General features: G+C 72.6%; 14 protein-coding genes and 1 pseudogene. 7 read left to right on the forward strand and 8 right to left on the reverse strand.

The features are described from left to right. Positions 1-52: 52 nt before the first annotated feature. Both DA085_RS12490 and DA085_RS12495 read left to right on the forward strand, forming a co-directional pair. On the forward strand, positions 53-1,996 hold the full coding sequence (locus DA085_RS12490) for an ABC transporter transmembrane domain-containing protein (RefSeq protein WP_109473320.1): 1,944 nt from the start codon (positions 53-55) through the stop codon (positions 1,994-1,996). A gap of 11 nt (positions 1,997-2,007) precedes the next feature. Beyond that, complete coding sequence (locus DA085_RS12495) at positions 2,008-3,960, forward strand: ABC transporter ATP-binding protein (protein ID WP_109473444.1); 1,953 nt, start codon at positions 2,008-2,010, stop codon at positions 3,958-3,960. A gap of 19 nt (positions 3,961-3,979) precedes the next feature. Here the strand turns inward: DA085_RS12495 and DA085_RS12500 are convergent, their stop codons facing one another. After that, positions 3,980-4,270 (reverse strand): hypothetical protein, encoded by a 291-nt coding sequence (locus tag DA085_RS12500; protein WP_154402190.1) that lies wholly within the window; start codon positions 4,268-4,270, stop codon positions 3,980-3,982. Positions 4,271-4,331: 61 nt separating this feature from the next. Here DA085_RS12500 and DA085_RS12505 point away from each other — a divergent pair, with 61 nt between their 5' ends. Then, positions 4,332-4,979, forward strand: a complete 648-nt coding sequence (locus tag DA085_RS12505; protein WP_109473322.1) for a TetR/AcrR family transcriptional regulator — start codon at positions 4,332-4,334, stop codon at positions 4,977-4,979. A gap of 61 nt (positions 4,980-5,040) precedes the next feature. After that, positions 5,041-5,475 carry a DUF6918 family protein gene (locus tag DA085_RS12510; RefSeq protein ID WP_109473323.1) on the forward strand — a complete coding sequence of 145 codons (435 nt, stop codon included), beginning with the start codon at positions 5,041-5,043 and terminating at the stop codon, positions 5,473-5,475. Here the strand turns inward: DA085_RS12510 and DA085_RS12515 are convergent, their stop codons facing one another. The 5 genes and pseudogenes from DA085_RS12515 to mfd all read right to left on the reverse strand — a co-directional run bounded on the left by DA085_RS12515 (position 5,476) and on the right by mfd (position 12,442). Continuing rightward, positions 5,476-6,225 carry an ABC transporter permease gene (locus DA085_RS12515; protein ID WP_109473324.1) on the reverse strand — a complete coding sequence of 250 codons (750 nt, stop codon included), beginning with the start codon at positions 6,223-6,225 and terminating at the stop codon, positions 5,476-5,478. Then, a complete protein-coding gene (locus tag DA085_RS12520) occupies positions 6,222-6,941 on the reverse strand; it encodes an ABC transporter ATP-binding protein (RefSeq protein ID WP_202619214.1) in 720 nt (239 codons plus the stop codon). Before DA085_RS12520 ends, DA085_RS12515 begins: the two co-directional genes overlap by 4 nt. Before the next feature lie 35 nt (positions 6,942-6,976). Then, positions 6,977-7,651 (reverse strand): VOC family protein, encoded by a 675-nt coding sequence (locus DA085_RS12525; protein WP_109473325.1) that lies wholly within the window; start codon positions 7,649-7,651, stop codon positions 6,977-6,979. 27 nt (positions 7,652-7,678) lie between these two features. After that, positions 7,679-8,790: pseudogene (locus tag DA085_RS22040) on the reverse strand (DUF2332 domain-containing protein). A 13-nt stretch (positions 8,791-8,803) separates the two neighbouring features. Continuing rightward, complete coding sequence (mfd, locus tag DA085_RS12535) at positions 8,804-12,442, reverse strand: transcription-repair coupling factor (protein WP_109473326.1); 3,639 nt, start codon at positions 12,440-12,442, stop codon at positions 8,804-8,806. A 145-nt stretch (positions 12,443-12,587) separates the two neighbouring features. Here mfd and DA085_RS21860 point away from each other — a divergent pair, with 145 nt between their 5' ends. The 3 genes from DA085_RS21860 to DA085_RS12550 all read left to right on the forward strand — a co-directional run bounded on the left by DA085_RS21860 (position 12,588) and on the right by DA085_RS12550 (position 17,574). Beyond that, on the forward strand, positions 12,588-14,654 hold the full coding sequence (locus DA085_RS21860; protein ID WP_109473327.1) for a TPM domain-containing protein: 2,067 nt from the start codon (positions 12,588-12,590) through the stop codon (positions 14,652-14,654). Positions 14,655-14,796: 142 nt separating this feature from the next. Then, on the forward strand, positions 14,797-15,513 hold the full coding sequence (locus tag DA085_RS12545) for a PspA/IM30 family protein (protein WP_109473328.1): 717 nt from the start codon (positions 14,797-14,799) through the stop codon (positions 15,511-15,513). 117 nt (positions 15,514-15,630) lie between these two features. Next, positions 15,631-17,574 (forward strand): TPM domain-containing protein, encoded by a 1,944-nt coding sequence (locus tag DA085_RS12550; protein WP_109473329.1) that lies wholly within the window; start codon positions 15,631-15,633, stop codon positions 17,572-17,574. A gap of 85 nt (positions 17,575-17,659) precedes the next feature. Here DA085_RS12550 and pth read toward each other — a convergent pair whose 3' ends face one another. Both pth and DA085_RS12560 read right to left on the reverse strand, forming a co-directional pair. Further along, a complete protein-coding gene (gene pth, locus DA085_RS12555) occupies positions 17,660-18,250 on the reverse strand; it encodes an aminoacyl-tRNA hydrolase (protein ID WP_109473330.1) in 591 nt (196 codons plus the stop codon). A 171-nt stretch (positions 18,251-18,421) separates the two neighbouring features. Continuing rightward, complete coding sequence (locus tag DA085_RS12560; RefSeq protein ID WP_109473331.1) at positions 18,422-19,093, reverse strand: 50S ribosomal protein L25/general stress protein Ctc; 672 nt, start codon at positions 19,091-19,093, stop codon at positions 18,422-18,424. Positions 19,094-19,120 lie beyond the last annotated feature (27 nt).

Genomic DNA, 19,120 nt, shown 5'->3' on the forward strand with positions numbered 1-19,120 from the left:
CCGCAAAACCGGTGGTCCGCGGTCTCCGCGGAGCCGTACCCTTGACCAAGCCATGCAAGACTTCCCGCCCGAAATCCGGGCCTATTCAGCACGCGACGCCGCCGCGCCGGACACCCGCAGCCCGAGGCACTTCCTCTGGTGGGTGGTCCGGCTCGAGGGGACCCTCGCGCTGGTCGGTGTCGGCATCGCCCTGGTGTGGATGCTGCCCCAGGTCCTCGGGCCCTGGCTGGTCGGCCACGCCATCGACGACGGGATCGTCGCGGGTGACTCCGGCGCGACGCTGCAGTGGGTGCTGGCGCTGCTGGTGGTCACGGTGCTGGGCGGCCTGAGCGGCACCGTCTACCACACGGTCATCGTGCGGGAGTGGCTCGTGGCGCTCTACGGCACCACCAAGCTGGTCACCCGCAAGACGCTGCAGCTCGGGCACGTGCTGCCGCGCCGAACCCCCACCGGTGAGGTGCTCTCGGTGGCGGGCAGCGACAGCGACCAGTTCGGCGGTTTCATGGAGATCGTCACCCGGGCCTTCTCCGAGCTCATCGCCTTCCTCTGTGTCGCCGCGATCGTGATCTCGATCAGCCCGACCATGGGGCTGCTCGTGCTGCTGTCCGCGCCCCTGCTCGTGCTCGTCGGCTCCCCCCTGCTGCGCCCCATGCAGCGCTGGCAGGGCATCGAGCGCTCCCGCAACTCCGAGCTCACCTCGATGGCCACCGACATCGTCGGCGGGCTGCGGATCCTGCGGGGCATCGGTGGTGAGGACACCTTCGGTGGCAACTACGCCCGGCAGTCCCAGCGCGTGCGCCAGTCGGGCGTCTCCGCCGGCGCCTGGCAGGCGGCGGTCGAGGGCGTGGGTGTGCTGCTCAGCGGCGGGTTCGTCGTCGCGCTGATGTGGGTCGGCGTCCGTGAGGTCGTCCAGGCCCGGCTGAGCGTCGGCGAGCTGGTCAGCGTCCTGGGCTACGGCCTGTTCCTGATCCAGCCGATGCGCACCTTCGTGGAGTTCGCCCAGAAGATGACCCGCTCGGTGGTGGCCGCGCGTAAGGCCATCGCGGTGCTGGAGCAGCGCCCCCCGTGGATCGAGCCGGTAGAGGCCGCGACGCTCCCCGTCGGCGCACCGATCACCGACGACGCCTCCGGCCTGGTGGTCCGGCCGGGACGGCTCACCATGGTCGTGACCGGTGTCCCCGACGACTCCGCTGCCCTGGCCGACCGGCTGGGGCGCTACCTGCCCGAGGAGCAGGACGCCCAGGTCAGCCTGGAGCTGCCCGAGGAGATGAAGGGGCGCGGCGCCCGGCGGGAGCGGGCCCGTCGCCTGATCGCCCGCGCCGAGCAGGCCGTCCGCGACGAGGAGCGCGCCAGGCGCGCCTGGGGCGTGCGGGTGGGCGACGTCGACCTCGCCGCCGTGCCGCTGGACGAGGTGCGCTCGCGCATCCTGGTGAGCGACACCAAGCCGCACGTCTTCGCCGGCACGCTCCGTTCGGCGATCGACCCGCACCGCAGGCTGAGCCGTGAGGGCGCCGAGGCCGTCCTGTGGGCCGCCTCCGCCGAGGACGTCTTCGACGCCGTCCCGGGCGGCTGGGCCGGCGAGCTCGACGAGCGCGGCCGCGGCCTGTCCGGCGGCCAGCGCCAGCGGCTCGTGCTCGCGCGGGCGCTCGCGGCCGACCCGGAGGTGCTCGTGCTGGTCGAGCCCACCTCGGCTGTCGATGCGCACACCGAGGCCCGGATCGCCGAGCGCCTCGGCAGCGCGCGGGAGGGGCGCACCACCGTGGTGATGACGGCCTCGCCGCTGCTGCTGCACCACGCCGACGAGGTCGTGCTGCTCCAGGACGGTCTGGTGACCGCCCACGGGACGCACGCCGACCTCCTCGCCGGCAACGCGGCATACCGCTCGGTCGTCGTGCGTGGCGAGGAGGCCGCCACGGTCGACCGGCCCGAGCAGGACGCGAGCCCGCCCGAGGCCCACCGCACGATGACCCGACCCGCGCCACAGGAGGTGTTGTGAGCACCACACAGATGCCACTCCTGCCGCCGGACCTGGTGGCGGAGTCGGCGCGCACCTGGGACGAGGCCGACCGGCGCGGCCCCGCCGTGCCCGAGGAGCTCGTCCCGCCCGTCTCGGCGAGCCTGGCCGAGCGGGCCGCGGCCATGCGCCGGCGCCACCTGCTGCGCGAGCAGCGGGCGGCCGAGTTCGTCGCCGACACGATGAACGCGACCAAGGGGCTGCCGATCGCGCGTCCCCGGCAGGTCGTGCGGTTCGTCGGCGGGCTGCTCGGCGAGCGCCGCCTGTGGGTGGTCGCCGTGGTCCTGGGCAACGCGCTCGCCGCGGTGGCCGGGCTGCTCGTGCCGTGGTGGCTGGGGCGGCTGGTCGACAGCACTGTGGCCGACGTCGAGGCCGGGCGCACCAGCGCCGCGCTCGCGACGGCCGACTCGGTGGCCCTGCTGGTCGCCGGGATCGTCGTGCTACAGGCGCTCCTGACCTTCGGGGCGAAGGCGTCCGCCGCCGTGCTGGGCCAGGGCATCCTGGCCTCGGCGCGGGAGTACGTCGTGCGCGCCATCCTGCGGCTGCCGCTGTCCCGGGTCGAGTCCGCCAGCTCCGGCGACCTGGTCACCCGCGTGACCCGCGACGTCGGGACCATGAGCGAGAGCGTGCGGTGGGCCCTGCCGCAGGTGATCGTGGCCGGCACCTCGGTCGTGGCCACGCTCGCCGCGATGATCGCCAACAGCCTGGTCCTGGCCCTGCCCTCCCTCGTGCTGCTGGCGGTGTCCCTCGTCCAGGTGCGCCGCTACATGCGGCGCGCCCCGAACGGCTACCTGACCGAGGGCGGCACCTACTCGCGGATCAACACCCACCTCACCGAGACCGTCGAGGGCGCCCGCACGGTCGAGGCCCTGGGCGTCGGCGCGCAGCGGCTGCGGATCGGCGACGACGACATCGAGGTGTCCGCGCAGGCCGAGCGCTACGGCATGACGCTGCGCAACCTGCTGTTCCTGGTGATGGATCTGGCCTTCAGCCTGCCGCGGGTCCTGGTGCTGCTGGTCGGTGCCATCGGCTACACCCAGGGCTGGGCGAGCCTGGGCGAGATCACCACGGCGATCCTCTACACCGAGGCCCTCTGGGGCCCGTTCGACATGCTCGTGCACACGGCCGACCAGGTGCAGGTCGGCGTCGCCTCGACCACCCGCCTGCTCGGCATCGCAACCGTGCCGCCGGACCGCGACGAGGGCACGGACGAGCCGGCCGGCGCGCGGCTGGTCGGCTCCGACCTGCGCTACGCCTACCGCCCCGGACACGACGTGCTGCACGGCATCGACCTGACCCTGGAGCCCGGTGAGCGGCTTGCCATCGTCGGCCCGAGCGGCTCGGGCAAGTCCACGCTGGGGCGTCTGCTGGCCGGCATCCACGGCCCGCGCACCGGCGCGGTCACCGTCGGCGGGGTCGAGCTCACCAGGCTGCCCCTGGACCAGCTGCGCACAGAGGTGGCGCTCGTCACCCAGGAGCACCACGTGTTCATCGGCAGCGTGCGCGACAACATCGTGCTCGCGCGCGAGGGCTCGACCGACGCGGAGGTGGAGTCGGCCCTGCGCGCCGTCGACGCCTGGCACTGGGTGGAGCGCCTCCCGGAGGGGCTGGACTCCAGGATCGGCTCCGGCGCCCAGGACCTGACGCCCGGCCAGGCGCAGCAGGTGGCGCTGGCGCGGCTCATCCTCGCCGACCCGCACACGATCGTCCTGGACGAGGCCACCTCGCTCATCGACCCGCGCACCGCCCGGCACCTGGAGGGCTCGATGAACGCCCTGCTCTCCGAGCGGACCGTCGTCGCGATCGCGCACCGGCTGCACACCGCCCACGACGCCGACCGGATCGCGGTCGTCATCGACGGGAGGGTCGCGGAGCTGGGCAGCCACGACGAGCTGGTCGCCCTCGACGGTGAGTACGCCGCGCTCTGGCGGGCCTGGACCACCTAACCGACTGTCCGCAGCGGCGTCATCCGATCTGCGCGTCGACCAGGTCCAGTTCCTCCAGGAGCGGCTCCGGAGGCATCTGCGTGAGGCCGGACGCCCTCAGGACCGAGTGGACGGCGGGGATGACCCGATCCTTGCGGAACTCGCGGCAGGCGGACTCGGACTCCCAGACCTCGAGGTGTCGCAGACCGGACTCGCTGCGCACCACGAGGTGGGCAAGCATGCCGGCGGCCGGCTCATCACCGATGAGCCGGCGCACTTCGTGGTACATCTCGACACTGGCAGGAACTTCGTAGGAGCATGCGTACGACATGGTGAGACCTCCTGGGAGAGTTTAGGTAGAGTTACCTCTACTGAAATGAGTGTGCACCTGATTGGAGAGGCCCGTCAAGACCACACGCACCTACGACGGTTCGCGGCGCCGAGAGCTCGCGCGGCACAACCGCACGGTCATGGTGAGGAGCGCCACGGCCCTCTTCCTCGAGCGGGGTTTCGCGGCGACGACCATCGCCGACGTCGCCAGGGCCTCAGGGGCCTCGGTCCAGAACGTCTACAAGGTGTTCCGGAACAAGGTCGGGCTGGCCAAGGCGGTCTTCGACCTCGCGATCGCGGGAGACGACGAGGAGGTGCCGATGGTCGAGCGCCCGTCACTGCTCAGGGTGCGCGACGAACCAGATCCGCGTCGCAAGCTCACGTACTACGGCGAGCACCTCGCCCTCGTCGCGCCCCGCCACGTTCCCTTTCAGCTCGTGATCCTCGACGCGGCAGCGAGCGACCCTGACGCGGCCAGCGTGTGGGAACAGCTCCAGGACGAACGACTCAGGGGGATGAGCATGTTCGCCGCAGACCTCGACGCGCGCGGTCACCTTCGGGCCGATGTGACAGCGAGCGACGCGCGGGACGTGTTGTGGACCTACAACTCCGCGGAGCTCTATCGGCTGTTGGTGATCGAGAGGGGCTGGTCACCCGAGCGCTACGGCAGTTGGGTCGCGCAGGCGCTGATCGCCGCCCTGCTGCCGTAGCTCGCGGGGCCTACGAGCACTCAGAACCAGCGCCCAGGCACCGGCACCTACGCTGGGGTCCATGAGCTCCCTGCAACAGATCCTGCTCGACCCCGCACGTCGACCGGCCGTCGTGGAGGCCCTGGTCGGCGTCGTCGACGCCGAGGTGGCCGGCACGTCCGGCATCGGCGGCCGGATCATCAAGACCGGGTATGCGGCGGTCACCCGGGTCGCGGACGGTTTCGTCGCCAGGGCGGTGAACACGCTGCTGCCGGACTTCGCGGCGGCGCTGGACCCGTTCTGGCAGGACAGGGGGGACCGTCCGTTCGGGGACGTACTGGTCGCCCACCGGGACGAGGCCGCCGAGGCTCTGCTCGCGGTCACCGACCGACGGGTGGGGGGCACCTCCCACGGGGCGGTCAAGAAGGTGTACGGCACCCTGCGCGGCAGGGCGAGGGAGAACGTCGTCGCCGCCCTCCCTCGCGTCGGTGCGGCGCTCGAGGCGCACGCCGCCTGATCAGTCGGTCTGCCGCCTGAGCGTGAAGGTCCCCAGGCCCAGCACCACGACTGCGATCGCGACCACGACCAGCAGGTCGGTCCAGGTGCCGGTGGCCACCTGTCCGTCGACCCCTGCCTGCACCCCCTTCATGGCGTCGATGGCATAGGTGAGCGGGAGGACCTCGGAGACGGCCCGCGCGAGGTCGGGCATGGTGTCGCGTGGGATGAACAGACCGCAGAGCAGGAGCTGTGGCAGGACGAGCGCCGGCATGAACTGCACCGCCTGGAACTCGGTCCGGGCGAAGGCGGAGACCGCCAGTCCCAGGGCCGTCCCGAGGAACGAGTCGGCCAGCGCGACCAGCAGCAGTGCCCACAGCGGCCCACCGACATCCATGCCCAGGAAGCCGACGCCCAGGCCGATGACCAGCGTGGCCTGGACGAGACAGACCGCGACCAGGGCGAGGGCGTAGCCGATGAGGATGTCGGCGCGCCCGGTCGGCATGGCGAGCATCCGCTCCAGGGTCCCGGCGGTGCGCTCCCGCAGCATCGTGATGGAGGTGACGATGAACATCACCGTGAACGGCATGAAGGCGATGAGCGCCGGACCGAAGCTGTCGACCATGTCCCGGCCCGGCAGCTCGGAGAACACCCACCACAGCAGGAGCAGGATCAGGCACGGCACAAAGAGCATCAGCGCGACCGTGCGCGGGTCGCGTCGCAGCTGCTGGAGGACGCGCCGGGTCACGGCCAGGGTGATCCGGGGGGTCATGCCGCGACCTCGTCGATGAGGGCGAGGAAGGCCTGCTCGACGGTGTCGGCGCTGGTGCGCTCCCGCAGGCCAGCGGGTGTCCCGGTGGCCAGGACCCGGCCCGCCCGCAGCAGCGCGATCCGGTCACACCGCTCGGCCTCGTCCATCACGTGCGTGGAGACGAGCACCGCGGCTCCCGCGGCAGCGAGGGCCCGGAAGGTCCCCCACAGGGAGCGGCGGAGCACGGGGTCGAGCCCGACGGTGGGCTCGTCGAGCACGAGGAGGTCCGGGGAGCCCAGCAGCGCAGTGGCGAGCGAGACCCGCGACTGCTGCCCGCCGGACATGGAGCCCACCACCTGGTCGCCCGCCTCAGCGAGGTCCACGGTCGCCAGCGCCGACTGCACCTCGTCGGGCCCCACGCCGAGGACGGCCCCGAAGAACTCCAGGTTCTGGCGCGCGGTGAGGTCGTCGTAGATCGACGGCGCCTGGGTCACATAGCCCACGCGCCCACGCACCGACGGGCTGCCCGCAGGTTGCCCCAGCACGGTGATCTCGCCGCGCACGTTCGCCTGCACCCCGACGATGGCCCGCATCAGCGTGGACTTCCCACCGCCCGAGGGCCCCACGATCCCCACCAGCTCGCCGGCCCCCACGGTGAGGTCGATGCCGTGCAACACCTCCGCGCCCCCGCGCGTCACTCGCAGGTCTGCGACCTCCACCACGTCGTCAGGTGCCACAACTCCTCCTCGGACAGCAACCGAACGACCCCACGCTAGACCCCGCCGCCGCTGTCCGGCCGGTTCTGCCAGGTGCACACGCAGATCTCGTTGCCCTCGGCGTCCGCGAGCACCCAGAACGCGGGCGCACGCCGGTCCGACACCAGGTGGCCGCCGGCCGCCAGGGCAGCGGTCACCCGCTGCTCGGCGACGTCGTGCGGCACGGTGAGGTCGAGGTGGACCCGGTTGCGGTCGGTCCTGGGCGGGTCCATGTCCTGGAACCAGAGCGCCGGCAGCTGTCTCCCGGGGTCGACGAGGAAGCCACCGGCGACCTCTGCGGCATCCAGGACCGCCTTCCAGAACGGCCGGATGACGTCCGCGTCGACCGTGTCGATCGCCAGCTCCAGGCTGCGCACGAGGTCGGGTCTGGCCACCGCACCGGCACCCACGGCGAGCGCACTGACCTCCCGGGCCAGCTCCACGTCCAGGGCGGTGACGGCGTCCACCTCCGCGGTGCGGGTGCGGACCACGACGTGGTCGGGCCGCAGGTCGACGTCCGGGCGGTGGTCGAGCCGGTCGGCCACCTCGCTGACGGCGACCGCGAGACGAGCCCCCGCCGCGAGGCCATCGGTGTCGAACCTGGCGACCAGCTCACCCAGCAGGTAGCGCCAGTCACCCAGTCCCTCGCCGTGCGTGGCGTCGTAGGGCGTCAGCACCTGCAGATCACTCATGCCGTCAGGCTCCCACGCCCCACCGACTCATGCCTCTGCTGTCGGGTCACCCCACCGGACGGGGACCCCGTGGGGCGGCGCCTCTCCCAGCACACGCTCGGTGCCGCCGGGCCAGGTGGTGGCTGCGACGACGAACCGGTGCGGACCGTCGGGCACCAGGCGTCGTGGTTCGAAGGCCAGGTGCGTCAACGTCCGGTCCGGTCCGGACGCCGCCCCCAGCTCGTGCAGCCGGGCCATCATGCGCGCCTGCTCCTCCGCGGGCACGTACTGCCACATCACGGAGTGCCACACGACCGTGTGGTGGCGCGCCCGCAGCTCGAGGCCGTCGAGGAAGTCGCCCCCGCCCTGCCGCACGACCTCGACCGGGTGCTCCTGGGCGAGCCGCAGCGCCCCGCGCAGCCGCTCCAGCCGGTGGACCTGGTCGGGCCAGACACAGCTGACCAGCGACAGGGCCCCGTCCTCACTGCGCGCGTCGATAGGCGACAGGTCGCACCCCAGCCGCTCCACCACCCGCACCGCCGGCAGTATGCCGGGGGCCGGCTCTCCCAGGCCGGGTCCAGCACCACGGGGTGCCGGTCGGCGCGCGTCCCGGGTGCCCAGCCGCTGCCGTCCGCGGCGCGGTAGACGAACCGGTCGGCGAGGAGGTTCAGCCCGGCCGACGACCCGATCTCCACGAGCCGGACCGGGAGGTCCGGGGTGGCTGCGGCACCGAGGACCTGGAGCAGCCCGCCGAACAGCGCGGCCGACCGACCGACCTCGTTGGTCTGGGGCGGGGAGGCCAGACCGCGCCGCACCTCGTCGGTGTGCTCCTCCAGGACCGCGCGGAACTGCGGTCGGGCCGCCTCGGCATCATCGTCGCCGCCGACGCTCGGGTAGTGCGCAGCGAGGCCCGGGGCGCGCCCCGTCAGGACCAGTCGGTGGACGGCCGCCATCACCCGCAGCGCCAGCGCTGACGGCCCCGGGTCGTCCTCGTGACCCCGAAGCACGTGCGCCGCGACGCCGCCCGCGGCCACGTTGTCCGCGAGGTCGGTAAGGAGCACGGCATACAGGGGAGAGCCGAGCTCGCCACAGGCTCTGGCCTGGTGTCGGATGAGCTCGACCTGCTTCGCCAGGTCCGCGGCCTGGTCCTCGGTTGCCATCCCCGGCGCCTCCTCAGCCCGCGCCCACCGCGGTCAGGTCGTCCAGCATGACCTGCCTGATCAGCACGCTGGCCCAGTCGAGCATGTCCTTGTCGCGCAGCACCTTGCCCCCGACCCGGGCGGTCTTGGGGACGGGCACGAGGATGGTGCGCGTCGCCGCCTTCAGGATGGTGCCGGGGAAGAGCCGGTTGAGCCGGAGCTGCTGGCTCTCGCGCAGCTCCACGGGCCCGAACCGGATCGTGGAGCCCTGCACCGAGATGTCACTGATGCCGGCGCGCCGGGCGAGCGTCCGCAGGCGCGCCACCTCCAGCAGGGTCTGGACCGGCTCCGGCGGGGGACCGTAGCGGTCGACGAGCTCCGCCTCGATCTCGGCGAGCTCGGCCTCGTCGGTGACCCGGGCCAGTTTGGTGTAGGCCTCCAACCGCAGACGCTCACCAGGGATGTACTCGTGGGGCAGGTGCGCGTCCACCGGCAGCTCGATCTTGATCTCGACGGGCGTCTCGTCCTGCTCGCCCTTGAAGCCGGCGACCGCCTCGCCGACCAGCCGGATATAGAGGTCGAAGCCGACACCGTTGATGTGACCTGACTGCTCCCCGCCCAGCAGGTTGCCGGCGCCGCGGATCTCCAGGTCCTTCATGGCGACCGCCATGCCGGCGCCCAGGTCGGTGTTCGCGGCGATGGTCTGCAGCCGGTCGACGGCCGTCTCGGTCAGGGGCTTCTCCGGCGGGTACAGGAAGTAGGCGTAGGCCCGCTCCCGCCCCCGCCCCACGCGGCCGCGGAGCTGGTGGAGCTGGGAGAGCCCGAACTGGTCGGCCCGGTCGACGATCAGCGTGTTGGCGTTGGAGATGTCCAGGCCGGTCTCCACGATCGTGGTGCAGACCATCACGTCGAAGTTGCGCTCCCAGAAGTCGACGACGACCTTCTCGAGCTGGTGCTCCCCCATCTGTCCGTGGGCCGTCGCCACGCGCGCCTCGGGGACCAGGTCGCGGATCCGCGCGGCGACCTTCTCGATCGAGGTCACCTTGTTGTGCACGAAGAACACCTGGCCGTCGCGCAGCAGCTCGCGCCGGATCGCTGCAGCAATCTGCTTCTCGTCGTAGCCGCCGACGAAGGTGAGCACCGGGTGCCGCTCCTCCGGCGGGGTCGCCAGGGTGGACATCTCCCGGATGCCCGTGATCGCCATCTCGAGGGTGCGCGGGATCGGGGTGGCCGACATCGCCAGGACATCGACGTTGGTGCGCAGGGCCTTGAGCTGCTCCTTGTGCTCGACCCCGAAACGCTGCTCCTCGTCGATGACCACCAGCCCGAGGTCCTTGAAGGTCACCGACGTCGACAGCAGCCGGTGGGTGCCGATCACCAGGTCCACGCTGCCGTCCGCCAGCCCCTTGATGACCTCCTGGGCCTCGCGGTCGGACTGGAACCGGGACAGCGCCCGCACCACGACCGGGAACTGGGCGTAGCGCTCGGTGAAGGTCTGGAAGTGCTGCTGCACCAGCAGGGTGGTCGGCACCAGGATCGCGACCTGCTTGCCGTCCTGGACCGCCTTGAACGCCGCGCGCACCGCGATCTCGGTCTTGCCGTAGCCGACGTCGCCGCTGATCAGGCGATCCATCGGCACCGGCTTCTCCATGTCGGCCTTGACCTCCTCGATGCTCGAGAGCTGGTCGGTGGTCTCCACGAAGGCGAACGCGTCCTCCAGCTCCCGCTGCCACGGTGTGTCCGGCCCGAACGCGTGCCCCTGCGTCGCCATCCGGGCGCTGTAGAGCCGGATGAGCTCGGCCGCGATCTGACGGACGTACTTGCGGGCACGGGACTTGGTCTTCTGCCAGTCGGCGCCGCCGAGCCGGTTCAGGGTCGGCGACTCCCCACCGACGTACTTGGTGATCTGGTCGAGCTGGTCGGTCGGGACATAGAGCCGGTCCGCCGGCTGCCCCCGCTTGGCCGAGGCGTACTCCAGCACGAGGTACTCGCGCACGGCACCCTGCACCTGTCGCTGCGCCATCTCCACGAACCGTCCGACGCCGTGCTGCTCGTGCACCACGAAGTCACCCGGCCGCAGCTGCAAGGGGTCCACCTGCGCCCGCCGGCGCGACGGCATACGACGCATGTCCTTGGTGGAGCCCCCGGTGCCGGCCTGACCGGTCAGGTCGCTCTCACTGACCACGACCAGGCGTGCCCCGGGGACCGTGAAGCCCCGGCCGACGATGCCTGTCGTGACCTGGACGACCTCGGACTCCAGCCGCTCCAGGGGCGCGACGAGCCGGTGCGGGACATCGCGCTCCGCGAGGACCTCGCTGACCCGGCGCGCCAGGCCCGGCCCCTCGAGGGACAGCACGACGCGCTGACCGTCCGCCAACCACCCCCGCAGGCTGGTCGCGATCGCGTCGGCGTCGCTGCGGAAGGCGGCGATGTCGGTCGACTCGACCGTGATCTGGCGGGCGGTCGGCCCGTCCCCCTCGTCGTCCTCGGTGAACTCGGCGAGCTCCTCGTCGCCGGCGAAGGAAGTCAGGGTCCACCACCCGCGGTCCAGCTCGAGCGCCCGGGCGCGGGTGTCACCGACCGACCAGTAGGAGGCGGTCCCCAGCACCTCCTGCAGGTCGACCGGCACGACGTTGCCGGCCACGACGTTGGCCCAGCTCGCCCCGAGGAACTCCAGGCTGGTCTCGACCAGGTCGTGGGCGCGGGTCCGGATCCGCTCCGGATCGAGCAGTATGACGCGGGTCCCGTCCGGGAGGACGTCCACCAGGGTCTCCATCGCGTCGACCAGGGCCGGCGCCAGCGACTCCATGCCCTCGACCGCGATCCCCTCGGCGACCCTGCCCAGCATGTCGGCCACGCCGGGCAGCTGCTCCGCGAGCGCGGCCGCGCGCTCGCGGACCGCGTCGGTGAGCAGCAGCTCGCGGCAGGGCGGCGCCCACAGGCCGCCGTCGGCGATCTCCAGGGACCGCTGGTCGGCCACCTTGAACCAGCGGACCTCCTCGACCGTGTCCCCCCAGAACTCCACCCGCAACGGGTGCTCCTCGGTCGGGGGGAAGACGTCGAGGATCCCGCCGCGCACGGAGAACTCACCGCGGCGCTCGACCAGGTCGGTGCGCGTGTAGGCCGCCGCGGAGAGCGCCTGGACGACCTCCTCGAAGTCGTGGCTCTCCCCCGCCCGCAGGCGAACCGGCACCAGGTCGCCGAGGCCGGCGACGAACGGCTGCAGCATCGCCCGCGCGGAAGCGACCACCACCTGCACCGGCCCGTAGAGGGCGTCGCCCGCGCCGCCTGACGAGGCGTCACCCGAGGCGTCATCACCCGCGGCGTCGCCCGGCTCGGGGTGGGCGAGACGGCGCAGCACCGCCAGCCGCTGTCCCACCGTGTCCGTGCGCGGGCTGAGCCGCTCGTGCGGCAGCGTCTCCCAGCTGGGGAAGGTCACCACCTGGCGCTCGGGCAGGAACTCACGCAGGGCGGCGGCGAGGTCGTCGGCCTCCCGGCCGGTCGCGGTGACGGCCAGCACCGGTGACCGCTGCGCCAGTGCGGCCACCAGGGCGGGCCGGGCACCAGCGGCAACCGCCACGTCGACGAGCGGCTCCCGGCCGTCTGCGGCGGCCAGGACGGCGGCCGCCCCGGGATCGGTGACCAGTCCGGCCAGCAGTGGTGTGAGACTCACGCGGGGCCTACGCTTTCGGTGACTTGGGCAGCACAAAGAACCCGATCTAGGAACTGATCGGGGTCTCTGCCAGTCTAAGGGGGAGAACCGACGAAGGACCGGGGCCGCTGTTGCGTCCCGTGGGTCCGGACAGGAAGATCACACCGTGACCCACACCGCCGAGCCGAGCCACCGCCCGACCAGGTCCTGGGCCGCGACGCTGCTGGTGGGAGCCGCCCTGGCCCTGCCGCTCTCCCTCACCGCCGGGGCCGCCCTCGCCGAGGAGGAGCCGCTGGAGCTCACCGAGCAGGTGACCGACCTGGCGGGTGTCCTCTCCGGCAGCGAGGGTGAGATCGACGAGGCGATCCAGACGCTGCGCGACGACACCGGCCTGCAGCTGTTCGTGGTGTTCGTCGACGAGTTCGACCAGCCCGACGGCGCGGCGTGGTCCGACGAGACCTACAACCTCAACGGCTTCGGTGGCGACGACATCCTGCTCTCGGTCGCGGTGGAGCAGCGCTCCTACGGGCTGACCGGCAGCGAGCAGGTCTCCTCCGACGCGCTGAGCGAGGTCGCCAGCAACTATGTCGAGCCCGTCCTCGCGGACGACGACTGGGCCGGGGCCACCATCGCCGCCACCGAGGGGTTGGCCACCGTGCTGCCTGAGGGAGTGAACACGCGGTCCGACCCGCGTCCGCCCACCGGCGGCCAGGACGAGGGCGAGGGAGGCGGCGGTGGGTTCAGCTTCCCCTGGTTCTTCGCGGTCCCCGTCGTGGCGATCGCGGGCTCCAAGGTGATCTCCGCGATGGGCAACAAGTCGGCGCGACAGAGCCGGGAGCGTGCCGGTGACCTGCCGGCCGAGACGAGCCGCACCGCCCAGGTGCCCACCCAGGAGCTGCAGCGGATCTCCGCCGCTGCCCTGGTCGACCTGGACAACTCGCTGCGCAGCGCCGAGGAGGAGCTCACCTTCGCCGAGGCGCAGTTCGGCCGGCAGCGCACCGAACAGTTCCGGACCGTCCTGGACGAGGCACGCCGCACGTCCCAGGAGGCGTTCCGCATCCGGCAGCAGCTGGACGACGCGGACAAGGAGGCCGAGCCGGTCGAGCGCTCCCTCCTCGGGCAGATCATCGAGCTGTGCTCCAGCGCCCGGGCCAGTCTGGACGCGCACGCAGCGGAGTTCGCCGAGATGCGGGCCCTCCAGGACACCGTGCCCCAGTTCCTTGAGGAGCTGGCCGGCCGGACCCAGGAGGTGCGCGCCCGCTTCCCGGTGGCGGACCAGCAGATCAGCGGGCTCGCGGCTCGCTATCCCAGCCAGGCGCTGCAGACCGTGCGTGCGCACCGCGCCCAGGCCGAGCGCCTCCTGCACAGCGCCGACGGGTTCGTCGACGCAGGACGGCAGTCGGTGGGCGGTGACGACCGGCCCTCCGCCGTCGCCGCGGCGCGGGCGGCCGAGGAGGCCCTGGGGCAGGCGGTGCGGCTGCTCGACGCGATCGGGTCGGCCGACAACGACCTCGCCAATGCCAAGACCGTGCTGGCCACCGCGATCGCCTCGCTGACCTCCGACATCCAGGACGCGCAGCGCCTGGCGCCCAAGGACCCCGTGATCCAGCCCGTCGTCGAGCGCGCCCGCCAGGTGATCGCCCGTGGACAGAACGCCGACACCTCGGGCGACCCGCTGGCCGCGCTGGCCGAGCTGGACGCCACCGAGCACGACCTGGACACCCTCCTGGACCCGCTGCGCGACGCCGAGAGCGGGCGCACCAAGGTCCGTGAGGACCTCACCGCACGGGTTAGTCGGATCGGCGCCCGGTTGCGCAGCATCGACGAGACCATCGCGACCCGGCGCGGCGCCGTCAACAGCGGCGCCCGCACCCGCATCTCGGAGGCGCTGCGCCTGTTCGAGGAGGCCCAGCGCCTGACCAGGGACGACCCCGGTCAGGCGGCCGCCCTGCTGAGCCAGGCCGAGCAGCTCGGCGAGCGTGCCCTCAGCGAGGCCCAGCAGGACCTGGACCGGTGGGACGGGCCGATGGGAGGCGGCACGCGCCGGGGCGGCGGCATCGACCCCCTGTCCGTGATCCTCGGCGGCATCCTCGCCGGCGGCGGCCACCGGCACAGCGGTGGTTGGGGCGGCGGCGGAGGCTTCGGCGGCGGAGGGTTCGGGGGCGGGGGCGGCAGCTTCGGCGGCGGCTTCGGCGGCGGGGGCGGTTCGACCTCGGTGGGAGGCCGCTTCTGACCCGGTGACACGCGCTGACCCATCCACTCCACAGGACCAGCTCAGACCCGCACAGGGAACCACAGGACGGCACCGACCGTCTCTCCACAGGACTGGCACGACGACCTCGCACCACCGGTCCCAACGAAAGGACATCAGGACCATGACTCAGAAGCAGACCATCCTGGGCCGCATCAGCCAGCTCGCGAAGGCCAACATCAACTCGCTCCTGGACCGCGCCGAGGACCCGGAGAAGATGCTCGACCAGCTCGTCCGGGACTACACCAACTCGATCGCCGAGGCCGAGGAGGCCGTGGCCCAGACGATCGCCAACGTGCGCATGGCCGAGGCCGACCTCAAGAGCGACGAGGAGGCCGCGCAGGAGTGGGGTCGCAAGGCGGCCGCCGCCTCCCGCAAGGCCGAGGAGCTGCGCGCCGGCGGTGACACCGCGGGCGCCGACAAGTTCAACAACCTCGCCAAGGTCGCCCTGGGCCGCCAGATCCAGCACGAGAGCGACGTCAACGCGGCACGTCCCGCGATCGAGCAGCAGAACGCCACCGTGGACCAGCTCAAGCAGGGCCTGGTCAGCATGAAGAGCAAGCTCGAGGAGCTGAAGTCCAAGCGCGGCACCCTCGTCGCCCGGGCGCGCTCGGTCGAGGCACAGAGCAAGGTCAACGAGGCGATCCGCTCGATCGACGTGATGGACCCGACCACCGAGCTCGGCCGGTTCGAGGAGAAGATCCGCCGCGAGGAGGCCCTGGTCGCCGGGCGCGCGGAGGCACACGCCACCACGCTCGAGGACCAGTTCGACGAGCTCGAGGACCACAGCCACGACGCCGAGATCGAGGCGCGCCTCGCGGCGCTGAAGAACCAGGGCTGACCGAGAGAGCAGCCACGGCCGGGCCCGCCCGGCGCTGCACGACCCGCGGGCCCGCCGGATCATCCGGCGGGCCCGCGGCCGCAGGGGGAACATCAGCTCAGGGGGAAGGACCGCACCATGCCCGATACGTCACACCACCGCGCCCGGGGCCGCACCGTAGGCACGCCGGCCCTCCGTCTGCCGCCCGCGGCGGCCCGCCTGCTCGCACTGCTCGCCCTGCTCACGGGTGGCTGGCTGCTCACCGGCACCGCGGCATACGCCGAGGAGCCGTTCCCACTGCCGGACGAGCTGGTCGACCACGCCGGTGTCCTCCGGGACGAGGCGGCCGTCCGCGACGCCCAGGACCGGCTGTTTGACGAGACCGGCCTGCAGCTGTTCGTGGTCTATGTCGACGACTTCGGTGGGCTCAGCGGTCCGGACTGGGCCGCCGAGACCGCCGAGGTCTCCCACCTGGGCGACCGGGACCTGCTCGTCGCGGTGGCGGTGCAGGAGCGGTCCTGGGGCGACAGCATCGCCGACGGCAGCGGGTTGTCCGGGTCGCAGCTGGACGCCGTCGCCTCGGACTTCATCGAGCCCGCGCTGCGGAACAGCGACTGGGACGGCGCGGCGATCGCCGCGGCCGAGGGCTACCTGAAGGAGGCCACGGCCCCGTCGACGTTCTGGTTCGGCACCGCCGTGGTGGGGGGCCTGGCGGCCGCGGGCTACGGCGTGCACCGGACACGCGGGTGGGCACGCCGCCGCAAGGAGCGCGCGGAGGAGCGGGAGACGCTGGAGGAGACCGCCCAGCGGGTGGGTGGCCAGCTGGTCCGCCTCGACACCGCCCTCACGGCTGCGGAGGGAGAGCTGCAGTATGCCGAGGCCGAGTTCTCCCCCGAGCTCACCTCCCCGTTCCGTGCCGCCCTGGCGACCTCCCGGGAGGAGGCGATCGAGGCCTACCGGCTGCAGGAGCGCATCGCCGGAGCCGATGCCGAGGAGAACCACGCCGGCGTCGTGGAGCTCTACGCCGAGCTCGAGGAGCTGGTGACACGGGCCGGTGACCGGCTCGACGAGCACGCCAGCGCGTTCAACGAGCTGCGGGCCCTGGCCGACCGCGCCCCGCAGCGGATCGAGGAGCTGTCCGCAGCGTTCGCCACGGCGTCCACCCGCGTCGAGGACGGCCTCGCCGTGGCCTCCGCGCGGACCGACCTGCCGGCCGGCCAGCACGCCCGCCTCGAGCGACTGACCCAGGAGTGCTCCACCCTCGCGGCCCGGGGCGAGCAGGCCCTGGCGCGAGCGGGTGAGCGGGTGACCGCCGGCGCTCCGGAGGAGGCGGTGCCCCCGCTGAAGGCCGCCGAGGAGGCCCTGTCCGGCCTCACGGCGCGGGCGGACCGGCTGAGCGACCTCGACGCCCTGCTGGACCGGTGGCGCGGCCTGCTCCGGGACGCCGCCGACTCCCTGGCTCGGGACATCGCAGATGCCGACCGACTCGCTCCGCAGGACCCCGAGGTGACCCGCGCCGCCCAGGCGGCCAGGACCGCCCTGGGCCGGGTCACGGACCCGGCGGAGGACCCGGTGGAGCTCACCGAGGAGCTGGGCGACCTCGAGCACGGGCTGGACCTGGCCCTCGCCAGCCACCGCCAGGCCGAGGAACGCCACCTCAAGGCGGTCCGGTCAGCGACCGACCAGCTGGCCCGGAGCCGGGCCAGGGTCGAGGCGATGGAGCGAGAGCTGAGCCGCAACCGGGCCTACGCCAGCTCCACGGCACTCTCCAGGTCGACGGAGGCGCGGGCGCTGCTCAGCCAGGGCGAGGCGCTGCTGCAGACCGAGCCGGTCCAGGCCGACAGCCTGCTGCGCGACGCCGCCCAGCGGGCCTCCAGCGCCCTCAACTCGATCCAGAACATCCGGGAGGACGCCGAGGCCTCCACCTCCGGCGGGTGGGGAAGCTCGTGGTCGGGATCCTCCGGCCGTTCGCACCGGCGCTCCCGGACCAGGTCCAGGACCAGCTCCCGCAGCCGGTCGCGCAGTCGCTCGTCCCGCTCGTCCTCCCGATCCTCGCGCAGCTCGCGCGGGGGCCGCTTCTGACCCGGCGTCCTGCGGCGGGCTCCCGGCCGGCCTGCCGCGGGGCCCGGGTCCCCCGGCAGCCCGGCCCCCGTCAGGCGTGCGCGCCTCAGCGCGAGTGGAAACGCTGCTGCGTGGCCTCCAGGCCGGTGTGCACCAGGTCGGTCACCGCGTCCACGCCGTCCCCGATGAGCAGCTCGACGTCGACCCGGTCCCGGGACGGGAAGTCGGAGAGCACGTAGTCGGCGGGGTCCTGCCGTCCCGGCGGCCGTCCGATGCCCAGGCGGACCCGAAGGTAGTCCTTGCTCCCCAGGGACTGGCTGATCGAGCGCAGCCCGTTGTGGCCGCCCTCGCCACCGCCGCGCTTGAGCCGGACCACACCGAAGTCGATGTCCAGCTCGTCGTGGGCCACGATGACCTGCTCCAACGGCACCTTGTAGAACCTCACCAGCGCCGCGACCGGCCCACCGGAGACGTTCATGTAGGTCATCGGCTGGGCCAGGATCGCGCGCGGGCCGGGCGCCCCGCCGGGCAGGGTGCCGAGGCGGACCTCACTGACCCACGCCCGGGACCTGTGCTCCCGGGCCGACACCCCGGCCTGCTGGGCCAGCTCCGCGATGACCATCGCGCCGATGTTGTGCCGGTTGCCGGCATACTTCGGCCCGGGGTTGCCCAGCCCGACCACCAACCAGGGGTCCATCGCTCCTCCTCAGGTCCGCGGTGCACCGACGAAACCGCTACGAAAACTCAGTCCTGCACAGCGAAACCGCTACGCAAATGCGGGGTGGGCTCGCCATGACAACGGGGTTGCCCCGGACGCGTGGTCCGGGACAACCCCGAGGGTATGCCGTGTGGCCGGCTGTGGTGCCGGTCAGGCCTCCTCGGCCGGGGCCTCGCCCTCGGCAGCGGGCTCCTCGCCCTCGGCGGCAGCCGCCTCGGGCTCCTCGTGCTCGATGCCCGCCTCGGACTCGGCCTCGGCCAGCTCGGCCTCCAGGGCCTCCTCGGAGATCGCCTGGGTGACGTTGACCAGGAGCGCCTCCGGGTCGGTGACCAGGGTGACGTCCTCGGGCAGCTCGATGTCGCCGGCCAGGATCTGGCTGCCGGCCTGCAGGCCCTCGACGGAGACGACGAAGGACTCCGGGATCTTGGTGAAGTCGGTCTCGACGCTGACCTCGGTGTAGTCGGTCGTGACCAGCGTGTCGGGTCCGGCCTGGCCCTCGACGTGGACCGCGACGTCGACGACGACCTTCTCGCCCTTGCGGACGATGACCAGGTCGACGTGCTCGATGGTGCGCTTGATCGGGTCGCGCTGCACGTCCTTGGCCAGGGCCAGGTGCTGCTCGCCCTCGACGTCCAGGCTGAGGACGGCGTTGGTGAGCTTGAGGGCCATCATCGTGGCGTGCCCGGGCAGGGTCAGGTGCAGCGGGTCGGTGCCGTGGCCGTAGAGCACGGCGGGGATCTTGTCGGCGCGACGCACGCGGCGGGCAGCGCCCTTGCCGAACTCGGTGCGCCTCTCGGCGGAGATGGAAAGCTGGTCAGCCATGTCGGGGCCTCCGTGGTTGGTGGTTCG

Source organism: Ornithinimicrobium cavernae (genome assembly GCF_003121625.1).
Taxonomy (GTDB): domain Bacteria; phylum Actinomycetota; class Actinomycetes; order Actinomycetales; family Dermatophilaceae; genus Ornithinicoccus; species Ornithinicoccus cavernae.

Bases quoted from the DNA above. Each gene is read 5' to 3' on its own strand.
- DA085_RS12510 (WP_109473323.1), top strand. From the start codon at position 5,041: ATGAGCTCCCTGCAACAGATCCTGCTCGACCCCGCACGTCGACCGGCC.
- pth (WP_109473330.1), bottom strand. From the start codon at position 18,250: ATGGACCCCTGGTTGGTGGTCGGGCTGGGCAACCCCGGGCCGAAGTAT.
- DA085_RS12550 (WP_109473329.1), top strand. From the start codon at position 15,631: ATGCCCGATACGTCACACCACCGCGCCCGGGGCCGCACCGTAGGCACG.
- DA085_RS12545 (WP_109473328.1), top strand. From the start codon at position 14,797: ATGACTCAGAAGCAGACCATCCTGGGCCGCATCAGCCAGCTCGCGAAG.
- DA085_RS12525 (WP_109473325.1), bottom strand. From the start codon at position 7,651: ATGAGTGATCTGCAGGTGCTGACGCCCTACGACGCCACGCACGGCGAG.
- DA085_RS12560 (WP_109473331.1), bottom strand. From the start codon at position 19,093: ATGGCTGACCAGCTTTCCATCTCCGCCGAGAGGCGCACCGAGTTCGGC.
- DA085_RS12495 (WP_109473444.1), top strand. From the start codon at position 2,008: ATGCCACTCCTGCCGCCGGACCTGGTGGCGGAGTCGGCGCGCACCTGG.
- DA085_RS12500 (WP_154402190.1), bottom strand. From the start codon at position 4,270: ATGTCGTACGCATGCTCCTACGAAGTTCCTGCCAGTGTCGAGATGTAC.
- DA085_RS12515 (WP_109473324.1), bottom strand. From the start codon at position 6,225: ATGACCCCCCGGATCACCCTGGCCGTGACCCGGCGCGTCCTCCAGCAG.
- DA085_RS12490 (WP_109473320.1), top strand. From the start codon at position 53: ATGCAAGACTTCCCGCCCGAAATCCGGGCCTATTCAGCACGCGACGCC.